This is a genomic window from Aureitalea sp. L0-47 (assembly GCF_026126405.1).
Classification (GTDB): domain Bacteria; phylum Bacteroidota; class Bacteroidia; order Flavobacteriales; family Flavobacteriaceae; genus Pukyongia.
In genome coordinates, this window is the sequence record NZ_JAFMTQ010000001.1 from 27,993 (window position 1) to 41,690 (window position 13,698).

The 13,698-nt window shown below is 43.8% G+C and carries 8 protein-coding genes; 6 read left to right on the top strand and 2 right to left on the bottom strand.

Annotated features, from left to right (window positions below):
* The first annotated feature begins 49 nt into the window (after positions 1-49).
* The 3 genes from J1N09_RS00140 (at position 50) to J1N09_RS00150 (ending at position 6,714) form a co-directional block, all read left to right on the top strand.
* The gene (locus J1N09_RS00140) at positions 50-1,798 is read left to right on the top strand and encodes a hypothetical protein (protein ID WP_265197352.1); all 1,749 of its coding nucleotides are present in this window, start codon (positions 50-52) and stop codon (positions 1,796-1,798) included.
* 44 nt (positions 1,799-1,842) lie between these two features.
* Positions 1,843-5,760 carry a carboxypeptidase-like regulatory domain-containing protein gene (locus tag J1N09_RS00145; RefSeq protein ID WP_265197353.1) on the top strand — a complete coding sequence of 1,306 codons (3,918 nt, stop codon included), beginning with the start codon at positions 1,843-1,845 and terminating at the stop codon, positions 5,758-5,760.
* Positions 5,761-5,856: 96 nt separating this feature from the next.
* Positions 5,857-6,714, top strand: a complete 858-nt coding sequence (locus J1N09_RS00150) for a carboxypeptidase-like regulatory domain-containing protein (protein ID WP_265197354.1) — start codon at positions 5,857-5,859, stop codon at positions 6,712-6,714.
* On the opposite strand, the gene J1N09_RS00155 is transcribed toward J1N09_RS00150, so the two are convergent.
* Together J1N09_RS00155 and J1N09_RS00160 are read right to left on the bottom strand one after the other, a co-directional pair.
* Positions 6,711-7,463 (bottom strand): lysophospholipid acyltransferase family protein, encoded by a 753-nt coding sequence (locus J1N09_RS00155; RefSeq protein ID WP_265197355.1) that lies wholly within the window; start codon positions 7,461-7,463, stop codon positions 6,711-6,713. The genes J1N09_RS00150 and J1N09_RS00155 overlap by 4 nt on opposite strands.
* Positions 7,464-7,529: 66 nt before the next feature.
* Positions 7,530-7,940 carry a BrxA/BrxB family bacilliredoxin gene (locus tag J1N09_RS00160; RefSeq protein WP_265197356.1) on the bottom strand — a complete coding sequence of 137 codons (411 nt, stop codon included), beginning with the start codon at positions 7,938-7,940 and terminating at the stop codon, positions 7,530-7,532.
* 159 nt (positions 7,941-8,099) lie between these two features.
* Here J1N09_RS00160 and J1N09_RS00165 point away from each other — a divergent pair, with 159 nt between their 5' ends.
* From J1N09_RS00165 to J1N09_RS00175, 3 genes are all read left to right on the top strand, one after another.
* On the top strand, positions 8,100-8,843 hold the full coding sequence (locus tag J1N09_RS00165; protein WP_265197357.1) for a TerB family tellurite resistance protein: 744 nt from the start codon (positions 8,100-8,102) through the stop codon (positions 8,841-8,843).
* A 65-nt stretch (positions 8,844-8,908) separates the two neighbouring features.
* The gene (locus tag J1N09_RS00170; RefSeq protein WP_265197358.1) at positions 8,909-9,307 is read left to right on the top strand and encodes a hypothetical protein; all 399 of its coding nucleotides are present in this window, start codon (positions 8,909-8,911) and stop codon (positions 9,305-9,307) included.
* 63 nt (positions 9,308-9,370) lie between these two features.
* On the top strand, positions 9,371-13,690 hold the full coding sequence (locus J1N09_RS00175; RefSeq protein ID WP_265197359.1) for a CusA/CzcA family heavy metal efflux RND transporter: 4,320 nt from the start codon (positions 9,371-9,373) through the stop codon (positions 13,688-13,690).
* Positions 13,691-13,698: the final 8 nt, after the last annotated feature.

The following is a 13,698-nucleotide window of genomic DNA, read 5'->3' on the forward strand; positions in this document are numbered from 1 at the left end:
CGAGCTGTTAAAGTGTTTTTATCCTGATATTTAATTCAATATCTTTAGAATGAATCTAAATAAAATTGCTATGGGTTCTAACTACACTTACCGATTTGCAGTCATCAATTTCGGCTATTTCCGAAGCTTCTGCCTACTTCTTTTTGTATTCGCTTTTTTTACCGGCTATTCGCAGTCTTATGTTAATTCAAATTCTTTTGAACTTACAGGGAATGTTCAAAACACGGATGGAGCTCCCCTGATGTATGCTGATATACATATTAAAGACAGCTTTATCGCAACCTTGAGTGATGATAAAGGCAATTTTTCCATTGAAGCAAAGAAGGGTGATATACTTGTTATTACCGGCTTCCTGATGAAGACCATGGAATTTCCGGTTACTTCGGAAGAGTTCATGTCTATTCGATTAGAATCGGACGTGGAGCTTCTGGACGCGATTCTTCTAAGTCAGGAAAAAGAAGAAAAGGAGCGCATGAGAACGCCTTTTCAGAAGGTAAAGAAACGCGGACTCGGATATCCAACCCAACAATTCAGGAATAAAGATTTCTGGCCGGGTGATATCAGTGTTTTTGAAACCTTGTATCGAAATCCTTTGCTAGTGGCCACTAACGGAGGAGCTATTGCGTTACAAAGATCTCGCGGACAGCTGGGCCAGATGCCGGCTATGGTAATTTTAGACGACGTACCTGTGGATCAATCTATTCTCCAGCAACTCGATCCTGACCAAATCCGAAGTGTATCTTTTGTTCGTTCGCTTGCGGGAACGATTAAATACGGGAGTTTAGGTTCTGGAGGTGTTATTTATGTGAAGTCGAAAAACATGGACAATTTTGACGATTCTGAAGACATTGAACCGCGTTCGGCCCTGGCAACAGACAATGACTATGTGGAGGACCTGCTCTCTCTGGAAGAATCAATTGAAGATTCTCGCTACATCGCCCAACTGAAGTCCGCAGTAACCTTCGAACAGGCAAAATCCATCTACCAGCAGCATACGATAAGCCTGGGGGTAAGCTCTTTGCTTTATTATTTAGAGGCATCCGAGTTTTTCACACAATGGGATCTGCTGTATTCCCATAAGATCTTGTCAAGATTATTCCGGTTGAGCAACAACAACCCAAAGGTTTTGCTCGGAATTGCATATCAGTGTGAGCAATTGGGTCGCTTCAGACAAGCTGCCTATGTGTACCAGGAATTGATGTTAATGAGGCCGGATCATCTTCAATCCTATTTGGACCTCGCACAGGTGTACACTCAAATAGGTCACTACAAATTGGCCAACAGCCTGTACCGTCAGATGTTGTACAACAACATCCCAAACCTTGATTTCAGGCCGGTAGAGTTCCAGGTGATCACGGAGTACAGGCGTTTCCTGTCGAAATTTCGATCTAAGGTGAATTTCCAGGGATTGCCTAATGAATTATTAATCCCGAATTCCCGAAGAACGGTTCGAATTGTTTTCGAATGGACCAATCCACTCACTGAATTTGAGTTTCAGTTTGTAAGTCCGGACAAGAAATTCTATAATTGGAAACACACGGCCTTCGAAAACAAGAGCTATATCGAAAGTGAACTGGCCCTGGGATATATGACCAAGGACTTTGTTATTGAAGAGGCCGCTCGAGGGGATTGGATAGTGAACATCAACCGATTGAGCGAGGATAATGAGAACATCCCCACATTCGTAAAGTACACCCTGTATAAGAACTACGGCTTGCAAAATGAAACTATAGAAACCAAGGTGGTTCCGCTCACCAAGCTGGAAGATAAAGTGATGTTAGATGAGATATTAGAGTGAATGAAGTAGGTATTCACAAAATTGTTTTAGTAAAGAGGTTGTAAATGAAAAAAATAGTACTCCTTCTTCTGGTTTTTACAGTGACCCTGGGTGTTGCTCAGGAGCGCTCAACACCTTCGGGGCAACTAGTAAATGGTAATGTTGTTACTACTAGCGGAACCCCTATCCAGGGGGCTACTATCCTGGTAAAGGGTACTTTCATAGAAACCACAACCGATGTGGACGGAGCCTTTCAAATTGAGGCCAATGGTGAAAACACCCTGTTGGTTAGTGCCTTCGGGATGTATTCCAAGGAGGTTTCGGTGGATTCGTTCGATCTTCCTCCCATCAAGCTAACACCCGTTTCAGAAGAACTAGGAGAGGTAGAGATCAACCAGAAAAGGACGTATGAGAAAAAGAATGTCGTAAGTGGAAGCGGAATAAGAAAAGCATTAGGATTCAGCGGAGATCAATTTCGCGAACTTTTTGTTGGGGAATATGATCCGGACCTGTTTGTTTCTATAAACAATATGCCGGGTATTGAGGCTCCTATCGCGAATCAAAACCAATTTGGAAGTACAGGAAATTTCAGATACCTGGGAATTTCAAGGTTCAGACCAAAAGGATCTACAGCTCCACCACCACCTGCTACTATAATCATAGATGATGTTTTAGCGGAACAATGGCAGCTAAATAGTATCCGTCCTGAAATGATCGTGAATATTATGATCATAGAAGAAAAAGCACGGATGATGAGTTATTCAGGAAGGTTCGGTAAGAAACTGGAAGGCACAGGTGTTATTGTGATCGACACTATTTATGGTTCAATGTATGAAGGTGAAAAGGAGCTCCCATCATTGCTGGCGGATGGCAATGATTACGAGAACGATGCCATTTCCATGAATCAGGCCATGAAAAAACCGGATTACCTGCTAGCCCTGGAGCAAGCCACCTCTTTTGCAGAGGCACGTAGCATTCACCAGAAACAACTCAATGGCATGGATACTGCCTCCTTGCCTTTTTTCCTGGATACAGCGCACTACTTCAGGAAGTGGGACACGGAGTATTCCGAAGGGATTATGGACCAGCTCTACCAGATGGGCAAGGGGAACTCCAAAGTACTGTTGGGCATGGCCTATCATTACGAAAAGCTGGGAGAGCTTGGCAAGGCCACTTATCTGTACCAGGAGCTGATAGTAATGCGGCCCGAACGAATTCAGTCCTATAGAAACCTGGCACATATCTACGCTCAGACCGGGAAGTTCGAACTGGCCAATAGCCTATACAAACAGATGCTTTTTAACAGCATTGAAAATGTTGATTTCACCCCCATCGAGGCGATTGTTATCAATGAGTACCGAAATTTCCTGTCCAGGCATAAAAACGAGATCGACTATACAGATCTTCCTTCGGAATTACTCATAGCCGGCTATAAAAAAGACGTTCGTATGGTCTTCGAATGGACCGATCCTATGGCACAGTTTGAACTTCAGATGGTGAGTCCGAAGGGCAAATACTACACCTGGAAACACGATGAGTTCGATTCCAGGGAACTGTTGGAAGAAGAGTTGAAGTATGGCTATGGGATGAAGGAATTCATCATCGACGATGCAGAGCCCGGGGATTGGACCATCAACATTGAAGGCACGGGAGAGGTGAATGAGCAACTACCCAACTATATAAAATACACTGTCTTCTACAATTACGGCACACCTGAAGAGACCAAGCAGGTCCAGGTGGTGAGACTGAACGCTTTTGACAAAAAGGTAACCCTGGATGCCATTAGCCAGAATGCGGCAAAGTCGGATATACGAAAAAGAGACTTGCCTCAGCGTATCCTGCTGTACTGGGATGCTTCGCTGAACATGCGATTTAAGAACCATCGGAAAGAGAAACAATTTCTGGAATCCTATCTTCAGTTGATCACTTCCGAAGGAAAACAAGCCACTGTTGAAGTGGTCTCCTTCGGAAAAGACAGGTTGAATACAACTCCATTCACCCTTACATCAGGGAATTTTGATGCACTTTGGAATCACCTGGAAAAGATCGACTACAATGGTCCTACGGACTATTCAGAAATACTGAAAGAAAACGATCTCAATGCGCAGATCGCACTGGTATTTTCAGATGGAAATTCGTTTGCACAGGAACCGAAATCGGAACTGGGCATCCCTGTCTTTTGTATCAACAGTCACCCGGATGCCAATCATGTGGTGCTGAATGACCTGGCATTTTACTCAGGAGGATATTATATCGATCTCTACAGTCAAACTGTGGACATGGGTATGGAGAAATTGCTAACTGATGTCGTAGTGAATGAAGACTATGCGGCTTATAAACGAGGTCTTGACAAGAGTGAGCTTGTCTACGGAGTAATACATAATGAGAACGGTCCTATTGGTGGTGCCAGGGTTCGGGTGAGAAACAGTTTTGATGAAGTACGTACCGGGAACAATGGCATGTATCGCATTCGTGCAGCACAAGGCGATGTGCTTCAGGTCAAAGCGCTGGGCATGGTTTCTAAAGACACTGTGATTGGCGAGTCCAAAAAGATACACATTCGTATGGAACCCGATGGAGAGCTACTGGAAGAGGTAAGGGTGATGGCACAGAAGTCGGGAAATGAAACAGTAAAAACACCCTACGGCGAGAAAAAGAAAGCCGCGGTGGGATATTCAACCCGCAGTGTTGTTACCAGTGATGACATTCGTCCGGACCAGATCGAACTCTGGCAGATCTTACAAAAGATGCCGGGTGTTGTGGTTGAGGATCCCGGAGGTTCGAATCCGAGGTACAAACTCAGAAGGACCATGGAGATCACTATCCAGGGCACCACTTATCCTGTGCTTGTTGTAGATGGCATGGTGTACGAACAAACGGGTCAGCAACCCTATGTGAATGTCCAGCAGATAGAAAGTGTGAAGGTGCTCAACTCCCTTAGCGCTACAAACCGATATGGACAGTTAGCGGCTTTTGGGGCTATTGTGATTGAGATGAAGGACGGTTCAGAACGGGAAGTAGTGGACCAGCCTGAATTAGAAACAGTAAAGGGTAACGAGTATGATGAGGAAGTAGTTACTATCGAAATGGCCTCTATGAACGCTGAGAAACCAGGCTATCTCAAGGAGTTGGAAGCTGCCGGGGATTTTGAAAGTGCCAAAACGCTGTATTACGATATCCTAAGACAGAACAATTTGCCATCGGTGAGTTTCTTTTTAGATGTTGGGAAATACTTCCGAAAGTGGAATGCAGAGTTTTCCAACCAGCTGCTTTCCAACATTACTGAGATCGCTCCCAACAATACCAAGGCTTTAAAGTCGCTGGCCTATTCCTTTGAATCTTTTTCTGAAGATGAACTGGCCACACCCCTTTACGAACGTATTGTAAACTTACAGCCTGCTTCCGTGCAGTCGTACCTGGACCTGGCCGGGAATTACAAACGGGTAGGGGAATACCAGATGTCGGCAACCCTCTACAAACAAATGGTGGCCAACAGTATTCCGAAGGTGGATTTCAACGATGTAGGCGTGATTGTCTTTAATGAATTCAAACAACTTATTGCGCTGCACAAGTCGAAGATCGACTTCAGCGATATTCCCAACGAGCTTATGAAGGTAGGCTTCAAGAAAGACCTGAGGCTGGTAGTGGAATGGAACGATCCTATGGCCGACTTTGAACTTCAGTTTATCACACCCGGCAAGAAGTACTTCCCTTATGTGCACAATCTGTACGGTGACCAGGAAATGCTGAAGAAAGAAATGGAGCAGGGATTTTCTATAAAGGAGTTCGATATTGAGGATGCCGACCGGGGTAAGTGGACAGTAAATGTGAAATACTCCGGAACAAGGGATGAGCTGAACCCGACCCTATTGAAGTATACGCTTTACCGAAACTTCGGACTCCCGAATGAAGAACGTATCATCAAAACGGTGAAGTTGCAGGACTTTGACGGTAAGGTCACACTGGATTCCTTTGTCTATTAGGACAGGGTAGGTTTACTCATTGAAAAAGTCGTTTGGCTCAATCTAAGTGGTATAAAAGTTAAAAGTAGGATAGCTTCATAGTACAAAAGATCAACTATGAAGAAAATTACACTACCATTATTCTTGCTTTTTTGCTTTTTTTCAATTGCACAGGAGAATATTATCATAACAGCAACCCTGATAGATGAAAGCTCCGGGAAGCCTGTTGAATTTGCCAATATCGGGTTTGAAGGCCGTGGTGTAGGTACCGTAAGTACTCAGAGGGGAGAATTTGAATTGTATTTGAAACCAGGGTTTGTTGCACAGGAGTATGAGCTCATGATCTCTTGTATTGGTTATGAAACTATCCGTTTACCTTACACCAGTTGGATAGGATTTACAAATTCGGAAGAAAAAATCTTTCTAAAACCTCAAACCACCGAACTGGACCCGGTGGTAATACTTTCCGGTAAGCGGGAGTATGAAAAACTGGGAAGTGAGACCTATTCGCTAAGTGAACTTGGCTATTGGGTGGATAAGGATGCATTAGGAGGGGAACTCGCTTCAAGGATCACAATTCAGAATGAAAGAACCCGTCTTCACAATTTCAAATTCCATGTGATCCGAAATGAGGCGGACAGTGTGAAGGTGCGGATCAACATCTACAGCTGCAGGAATAATATGCCGGGTGACAACCTGCTGTCAGAAAGTATTTATCATACCATTTCACAAGCCAAAGGAATAGAGGAAATATCGTTTAAAGATCACAATATCGTTGTGGACGAAGACATCGTGGTGGGTATTGAGATGGTTGAGGCCTATGGAGAGGATCTCTATCTGTCGGTTTCGGCTACCCCTTTCGGCGGCACTGCTTATCTGAGGGAACGCAGTATGGCCCACTGGGATGTACGGTGGAATTTCGGACTCGCATTCGGGATGTTGAGTTCGTATCCGGCGAACAGGGCAAGTCCCTAATGAGATTTAATTTCCCCGGTTGTTTCAATTTCTGAAATCACCAGGTGCTCAACCTTATCGATTAGTTCGTTAGTATCCTGTCCTGCTATTTTTATTGCCGGATGCGCCTTCAGAATAAAATGGGTCCCAATAGGGATCGGGAACATGCCAAATCGTTGTAATTTCCAGGAATTGCTGATACTTACCGGTAGGATCCAGGCATCCGGAGCATTCTCAAAAAGAGTCATTAGCCCTTTTCGCTTAAAGGGTTTAGGCATTCCTGTCCTACTTCGTGTTCCTTCAGGAAAAATGACCACGGCACGGTTGTATTGCTGAATGTACCTTCCCATTTTTACTATTTCTGAAGTGGCTTGATTGGGGTTTTTTCGGTCGATGAGCACAGATCCACCGTATTTCAGGTTATACGAGATCCTTGGGATATTTTTACCCAGCTCCTTTTTCGAAATGAACTTCACGTGTAATTTCCGAAGGAACCAGATAAGTGGAGGGATATCCCACATGCTTTGATGATTGGAAGCTATGATCACAGGGGCTTTATCGGGCAGGTAATCCGGTATCTTGATGGAATAGGTCGTACCTAGTAGGTGCAATGACCGCACGACAAACAAGTTAAAGTAATCCACACTCTTCTTATGGGCAGAATAACCGAACAAGTTTAGGCATATCCTCTGGATTGGATCGAACAACAGCAGGAACAACCCGAAAACGAGGTAGAACAGAACGGTTAGAGGATAACTGAGTAGCTTCACATGTCAAAATTAAAAAAACCGTTCACATGGAATGCAAACGGTTCTTTATGTTATTGTTTCTGAAGTCTAGCAGTACTCGTTATAAGCACCTTTCAGGTTCTCGGCGATCAACTCGGCAGAACGACCTTCGATGTGGTGGCGCTCCAGCATGTGTACCAATTCCCCGTCTTTGAATAATGCCATGGAAGGAGAACTAGGCGGGAAAGGAACCATTTTGGCCCTTGCTGCGTCTACAGCATCCGTTTCCATACCTGCAAATACGGTAACGAGGTGATTCGGAGTTTTTGCATTTTGCAATGAAATTCGCGCTCCCGGACGTGCGTTGGCCGCAGCACAGCCACAAACTGAATTTACAACCACCAGCGTAGTTCCTTCTTTTGCCAGGGCCGTTTCCACATCGGAGGCGGTCTTTAGTTCGGCAAAACCAATTTTGGTAAGATCTTCACGCATGGGTTTTACAAGTTCTTCAGGATACATAATATCTATTTTTTAAGGTGTAACAATTTTTGGCAAAGATAGGGAATAAAGTTGCTAAATAAATCACAAAACAAAAGCCGGACGCGGCGAAATATGTAACAACAAGGAGCTGAGGATTACTTATCTTTGTCAGGTTTCACAAAACACCCCTTTTTATTCATGATTCGATGGTTAGCCGCAATTATTGGTTATATGTTCTACCGCTTCCCGGGAGCCATTATCGGCTTCATAATAGGCAGCCTCATCGATGCCACTATGGGCGGAGGAAAGAAAAAAGGCGGTTACAGGCAGGTTTTTCAACAACAACGTACGGATCGGGTTAGTCCGGCCGACTTCGAACTCAACCTCCTTTCCCTGGCATCCCTGGTTATCAAGGCAGATGGATCTGTTGGTCAGGCCGAACTGGATTATGTGAGGCGTTACTTCGTGCAGGCCTATGGAAAAGAAAGAGCGAATGCTACTTTCAAAGTGTTTAACGAAGTAATAAAGAAGCGAGAGATCTCGGCACAACGTATAGGTGGGCTGCTTCGACAGCGAATGCGTTATGAATCGCGATTACAGGTGATCCACTTTTTATTTAGCATTGCACAGGCAGATGGTTATGTCACAGATGCGGAGCAAAATGTGATCAATCAGATTTCGGTAAACCTCGGAATTCAGAATGCGGACTATCAGAGTATTAAGGCGATGTTCTTCAAAAGTGCCGACAGCGCCTATACCATTCTTGAGATAGAACGAACGGCAACTGATTCCGAAGTAAAATCTGCCTACCGCCGTATGGCGAAGAAGTACCATCCGGACAAGCTACAGCACATGGATGAGGCCTATCGCAAAGGTGCGGAAGAGAAATTCAGAAAAGTAAAAGAAGCTTACGAACAACTTCAGAAGGAGAGAGGATTCTAACAGAAACCTGTTATTGTAACCTATGTTACCATGTATTCTCAGGAATTCACTAATTTTATATGGTAATGGTGAAGTTAATTTCTTCTTTATTCACAATATTGATTCTCTCCCAGAGTATTGGAACTTACTTTGGAACGGTGGAGGAATTCAAGGTATTGCTCGAACATGCCAATGTACATTCCGAAGAATACGGTGACAACTTCATCGTTTTTCTTTCGAAACACTACGGAGACATGAAGGAACATCATTCGCACGATGATCAGGACAAGGAGAATCAACATGAGGATCTGCCTTTCACACATAACGAATGTTCACATTCTCCTGTTACATTAACTGAAACATTTATAGCATTTTCCCTTCTGAAAGTCGAATCCATAAGTGATCGTGTATCCATGTTCGGCTATGAGGATCTATACACCTCCCTTTATACCTCAGGCATTTTCCAACCGCCAAAAAGCGCATAATTCATCTTTCAAAGATCGAATTGTTTAACAACGCCGAATTTTCGGTTCGTTTACTCATGAATTATGCTTTCAAAAATCATAGATTTCAGTATTAGGAACAAGTTCTTAATTCTCCTGTTTACTCTTCTTATTGTAGGCTTTGGCCTGTATTCTTTACTCCGAATTCCCATTGGAGCAGTTCCTGACGTTACCAACAACCAGGTTCAGGTTATTACAACCTCCGAGAATCTGGGTACCCGGGATATGGAGCAATTCATTACCTATCCTGTCGAGCTGGAAATGGCGAACCTACCCGGTGTGGTTGAAATTCGTTCGATCTCAAAATTCGGATTGTCAGTGGTAACAATAGTCTTTGAGGAAAACATGGGGACCTATCTGCCGCGTCAGCTCATTGCGGAGAAGATTAAATCGGCTTCAGAAAAAATCCCTGAAGGTTTCGGCACCCCTGAAATGGGGCCTATTTCTACCGGCCTGGGGGAAATCTATCAGTACATACTCGACGTGGAACCCGGTTATGAAGAGCGCTATTCAGCTATGGACCTGAGGACAATTCAGGACTGGATCGTTAAACGGCAGCTGTCTGGGATTCCCGGGGTTGTTGAGGTTAACAGCTGGGGAGGATACTTAAAACAATACGAGGTAGCCATATACACTGAGAAACTCAACGCCATGAATATTTCCGTGAAGGAGATCATGGTGGCACTAGAGAATAACAACAATGTTGGAGGTGGTGGATATATAGAGAAAGTGAACCAGGCGTACTTCATTCGCGGTGAGGGGCTGGTTTCGTCTCTTGAGGATATCGAAAACATTGTTGTGAAAAATATCGATGGGTTCCCAATTTACATCCGGGATGTCGCCGATGTGGGTTATGGTAGTGCCACACGTTACGGAGCCATTACCGGTAATGGAGAAGGCGAGAAAGTACTGGGCCAGGTAATGATGCTAAAAGGAGGTAATCCAAACGAAGTTATTAATGCGGTACACGAAAGGGTGGCTTCGATATCAAAAACATTACCTGAAGGAGTCTACATCAATGGTTTCCTTGAACGGAGTGAACTTATTGGCAAGACCACCTATACAGTAGCCGAAAACTTAATTCTGGGATCCCTGATCGTAATTTTCGTTGTGGTGCTTCTACTTGGTAATCTGCGCTCAGGGCTGGTTGTAGCTTCAATAATTCCTTTAAGTTTATTATTCGCTTTATCCTTGATGTACCTTTTTGGTGTAGATGCGAATTTAATGAGCCTGGGAGCCATTGATTTTGGGATCATTATCGACGGGGCTGTCATTATCATTGAGTTTACGGCTTTTCAAATCTCCAAAAAGTTTATTGATAAAGAATCATTGGATTCACAGTCCAGGCAGGAGTTGATTGATGAGGCAACCAAATCCAGTGCGTCGAAAATGATGAATTCGGCCATTTTCGGGCAACTTATTATACTGATAGTTTTTATACCGATACTTTCACTCAGCGGTGTTGAAGGCAAGATGTTCGGCCCTATGGCACTTACCTTCAGTTTTGCGTTGATTGGAGCAATGTTGCTTTGTTTGACCTATGTTCCTGTTGCCGCTTCGTTGTTTTTAAAACCTACGATCAGGGGCAAAAGAAATATTTCGGTGAGGATCATGAGTTTTTTAAACCGGTTGTATGATCCAACAATACGATGGGCATTGCGAAGTAAGAAGCTGGTATTGGTGTCGGCAGTATTACTACTCGGCGGTTCGGTGTATCTATTTACTACAATGGGAGGTGAATTCGTCCCTACCCTGGATGAAGGAGACTTTGTTATTCAACCTGTCTTGAAAACCGGAACCTCATTGAGCAAAACAATAGAGATCACCACTAAAATTGAGCAGATCCTATTGGATGAATTCCCCGAGGTTGACCAAGTAGTAAGCAGGATCGGGGCCGCCGAAGTCCCAACGGATCCGATGTCGATGGAGGAAAGTGATGTTATTATTCGACTAAAACCCAAGAGCGAATGGGTTTCGGCAGCCACCAAGGACGAACTAGCCGATAAATTCAAAGAAGCACTGAGCGTACTTCCCGATATAGAGGTTGAATTCACTCAGCCTATTGAAATGAGATTTAACGAATTGATCACCGGGGTTAGAGCAGACATTGCTATTAAAATATTCGGGGAGGATCTCGATGTGTTAAACAAAAAAGGAAATGAGATCAAGGCGGCAATCCGCGAAGTAGAGGGTGCTGCCGATATTACGGTGGAAAAGGTTGACGGGTTGCCGCAGATGAATGTGAAGTATGATCGCTCAAAAATAGCCCGTTACGGATTGAATGTTTCAGATCTAAATGAAATGATCTCCATGGGATTCTCAGGAAAGTCCCTGGGAAGTGTTTTTGACGGTGAAAAGAGATTCGACCTGGTTCTCCGGTTGAAAGAGGACAAAAGACGTGATATCGAAAACATCGAGAATTTATACGTGGATGTACCAAGTGGTGGAAAGGTCCCGATGAGAGAGCTGGCCGAGATCAAGTATACAAAGGATGCAGCGAAGATATCTCGTGATGATACCAGGCGAAGGATCGTAGTTGGGATCAATGTTCGGAATAGGGATCTTCAGTCTGTTGTTGATGATGTACAGGAAATCATTGAGAGTGAAGTAACTCTACCCGTTGGCTATTCGATCTCCTATGGAGGACAGTTTGAGAACCTGCAAACCGCGAAAAGCCGACTCAAAGTAGCTGTGCCAATTTCCTTGCTGCTTATTTTCCTACTACTCTATTTCGCCTTTGGATCCATTAAAGATGCGCTGATGATCTTCACCGCGATCCCATTATCGGCGGTTGGTGGAGTATTGTTGTTATGGCTACGCGATATGCCTTTTAGTATATCCGCCGGTGTGGGCTTCATCGCATTATTTGGAATAGCCGTACTGAATGGTATAGTATTAATTGAGCAATTCAAACACCTAAAAGACAGTGAGATGAAAGAAAATGATGAGTATATAGTCTACGGAGCCAAAAGCAGGCTCAGGGCGGTATTATTGACCGCAAGTGCGGCCGCACTTGGATTCTTACCCATGGCTGTATCTACCAGTGCAGGTGCCGAAGTTCAGCGCCCGCTGGCTACTGTTGTTATTGGAGGATTGGTTACTTCAACCTTACTGACCTTAGTTGTGCTACCGGTGTTGTATTCTATCTTCCGGAAAGAACGGAAATTAAAGATAAACCGAAACCTGGTTGTTTTATGTTTGCTGCTATTTGGATCATCATTCACTTTCGCTCAGGAAAAAGAGTACAGTATTAGCGAATTGAAGCAGCTTGCATTTGAGAACAATCAGGGTTTGAAATCAGCAGATCATGCTGTAAATGAAGCGAAAGCCATGATTGGTACGGCATTCGATTTTGACAAGACCAATCTTTACTTTAGCTATGATGAAAACAATCTGGCGTTCAACAATGAAGTGCTGGAGGTTGTTGGTATTCAGCAGGACTTTCTCTTTCCAACGGTTTATTACGCCAGGAAGCGATTAGGCAAGACCAGGGCGGCTATGGTAGAAAGCACCTATGACATTCGAAAGTGGCAGGTTGAGAAAGAGCTGATGTCGGCCTACAATGATCTGCTGTTTCATAAAGAGCGAGAAGATATTTACACTTCTCTCGACAGTCTGTATGAGAGGTTTGCCTATGCGGCTAAACGGAAATTTGAGTTGGGAGAATCCAACTACCTCGAAAATGTCACTGCAAAAGCCAAGCATAGAGAAATAGCCGCAGAGCTGCTTCAGGTTAAAGAAGATATTGAGAAGGACCTGATCGTACTCCAGGCTATAGTTCAATCGGAAGAAAGTTTTAAAGTGAAGACTGAACCTTTATCTGAATTGGATGTTTCACAAATGGACCTAGAGAATAATCCGTTCCTGTTGTATTCACAAAATCGTGAATTGAACGAACAGGCGGAATTTAAGCTGGAAAAACAGCAGTTATTGCCCGATATTTCCCTTGAATATTTTACAAGTGTCAACCCTTCATTCGACCAACCATTTCGGGGTTTCCAGGCAGGATTGAAAATACCGATCCTTTTCAATGGCAAGAACGCTCGCATTAAAGCCTCCAGGATTTCGAAAGATCGAAGCGCCGTAGATCGAATTCAGGATAAAATTGAATTGGAAGCCAGGTACAATGTGCTTGTTACTGAACTTCAGAAGCAGGCCGGGCTCTTACAATACTATAAGAATGAAGGTGTATCCCTTTCCGAAGAGATACTGAGAGCGGCAAACTTGGGCTATAAAAATGGGGAGTTGGACTTTTTCCAGTATATACAAAGTGTAGAAAACGCGAAGGACATCTCACTTTCCTATCTGAAAAGCTTGTATAACTATAATCAAACGGTCTTGAAAATTAACTATTTAACATTGTAATCTATTAG

Coding starts and splice junctions, on each gene's coding strand:
- J1N09_RS00170 (WP_265197358.1), top strand. CDS start 8,909: ATGGTGAAGTTAATTTCTTCTTTATTCACAATATTGATTCTCTCCCAG.
- J1N09_RS00175 (WP_265197359.1), top strand. CDS start 9,371: ATGCTTTCAAAAATCATAGATTTCAGTATTAGGAACAAGTTCTTAATT.
- J1N09_RS00160 (WP_265197356.1), bottom strand. CDS start 7,940: ATGTATCCTGAAGAACTTGTAAAACCCATGCGTGAAGATCTTACCAAA.
- J1N09_RS00165 (WP_265197357.1), top strand. CDS start 8,100: ATGATTCGATGGTTAGCCGCAATTATTGGTTATATGTTCTACCGCTTC.
- J1N09_RS00150 (WP_265197354.1), top strand. CDS start 5,857: ATGAAGAAAATTACACTACCATTATTCTTGCTTTTTTGCTTTTTTTCA.
- J1N09_RS00145 (WP_265197353.1), top strand. CDS start 1,843: ATGAAAAAAATAGTACTCCTTCTTCTGGTTTTTACAGTGACCCTGGGT.
- J1N09_RS00140 (WP_265197352.1), top strand. CDS start 50: ATGAATCTAAATAAAATTGCTATGGGTTCTAACTACACTTACCGATTT.